At 46.5% G+C, this 1,323-nt stretch carries 2 protein-coding genes; one reads left to right on the forward strand and one right to left on the reverse strand.

Annotation, left to right across the window (positions count from 1 at the left end; all coding sequences use genetic code 11):
* Positions 1-69: 69 nt before the first annotated feature.
* Positions 70-201 carry a recombinase family protein gene (locus tag ACO6VE_RS24500; RefSeq protein ID WP_422464116.1) on the reverse strand — a complete coding sequence of 44 codons (132 nt, stop codon included), beginning with the start codon at positions 199-201 and terminating at the stop codon, positions 70-72.
* A gap of 651 nt (positions 202-852) precedes the next feature.
* Between ACO6VE_RS24500 and ACO6VE_RS24505 the strand changes: the two genes are divergently transcribed.
* Complete coding sequence (locus tag ACO6VE_RS24505) at positions 853-1,275, forward strand: transposase (RefSeq protein WP_422464117.1); 423 nt, start codon at positions 853-855, stop codon at positions 1,273-1,275.
* Positions 1,276-1,323 lie beyond the last annotated feature (48 nt).

Raw genomic sequence — 1,323 nt, forward strand, 5'->3', positions numbered from 1 at the left:
TAATAGCAGGGCTATTGCGAGGAATTCCAACGAAGATCCAGCTGTTCAAAATGGCTGCGCAGTTCATATTTAGAAGGTGGAATTGGTATAAGCACCATAGACCGCAGGATGCCGATACAACTTTCTGACTGGGGTTTCCTTCCATGTTGTGCCTCGTGGTGAAGCGTACCCCTGCTCATTGAGCCATAAGTAGTTAACCAAATGAAATCATATATTTCTGACTAAGTTGTCAGTCACTCCCGGCAACTGCTCCTGCGTTGCTCTATCTCCTGCATCCATGCAGTCGTGCGGCGTTGCAACTCCGGTCACATAGCTACGGCTATGCTCCCTACGTTGCGCCTTGCATAGCAACTGCCCACTTAGCCAGAAATATACGATTCCATTTGGCCAACTACTTACGGCAATTTTCCTGTCCGAAATGCCTGCCATTCTCTTCTGAATAACCTGCCTTACAATGTCGGCATTATCATTGAGTACATAGTCCTGCCTGTCATGATCGAAAGTGATCCACCAAGGAAGTCTGGGAGCCTGTTTTTCACCTTCGATTGCCCTACGGTGCTTCTCGCCTTTCGTCTCAAGCAGGCGACAGGATTTATTCTCTGATTCTGAGTATGCCAGTGAGGCTAGGAGGCTGTCCGAGAATAGACTGCCCTACTGCGGTGGCAGCAAATTGGTCTAAAAATTCCGTTTTGTTCGGCAAATAGCCCCGCTATTCACCTCACAAAACGAAATTTTTATCCTCAATTTTCTGCCATCCTCGCTACGGGCGCTATTCTCGGACAGCCTCCTAGGAGGCTGACCGAGAATAGGCTTATGTTATCATAAGCCTCAAAATCAAATGACTTATGCCAAATGCCACAGCCAAAGTTTAAGGATAGTCCCGTTGAGGTTGATCAGCACCTGCTGTTTCCAACCAACATTTTTGATCTGCTCCCCACCGATCATGACTGCTTTGTTTACGAGAGCCTCTTCCAAAGCATCGATACATCGGAAGTTGAAAAAAAGTATCATCATCTTGGGCAACATGCCTATCCGCCAAAACTGATTGTTTCAATTCTGATCTACGCCTACAGCCACGGTGTTTTTAGCTCCCGCCAAATTGAACGGCGCTGTCGGCAGGATCTGGCATTTATGTACATTTCACAGATGAACTGCCCGAACTTCAGGGTGCTGGGTGATTTTCGTAAAAATAACCTGTCGTTTTTTCATGACTGTTTCAAACAGTCCGTTAAGGCTATGTTTGTTTTAAAGGTTGATAGGTCTAAACTGTCGTGATCCCCTGCAATGGGAGGCTACGTTATGAAGCCCCAACAGTTTCAAGAT

Source organism: Endozoicomonas sp. ALB115, from assembly GCF_049310245.1.
Classification (GTDB): Bacteria; Pseudomonadota; Gammaproteobacteria; order Pseudomonadales; family Endozoicomonadaceae; genus Endozoicomonas.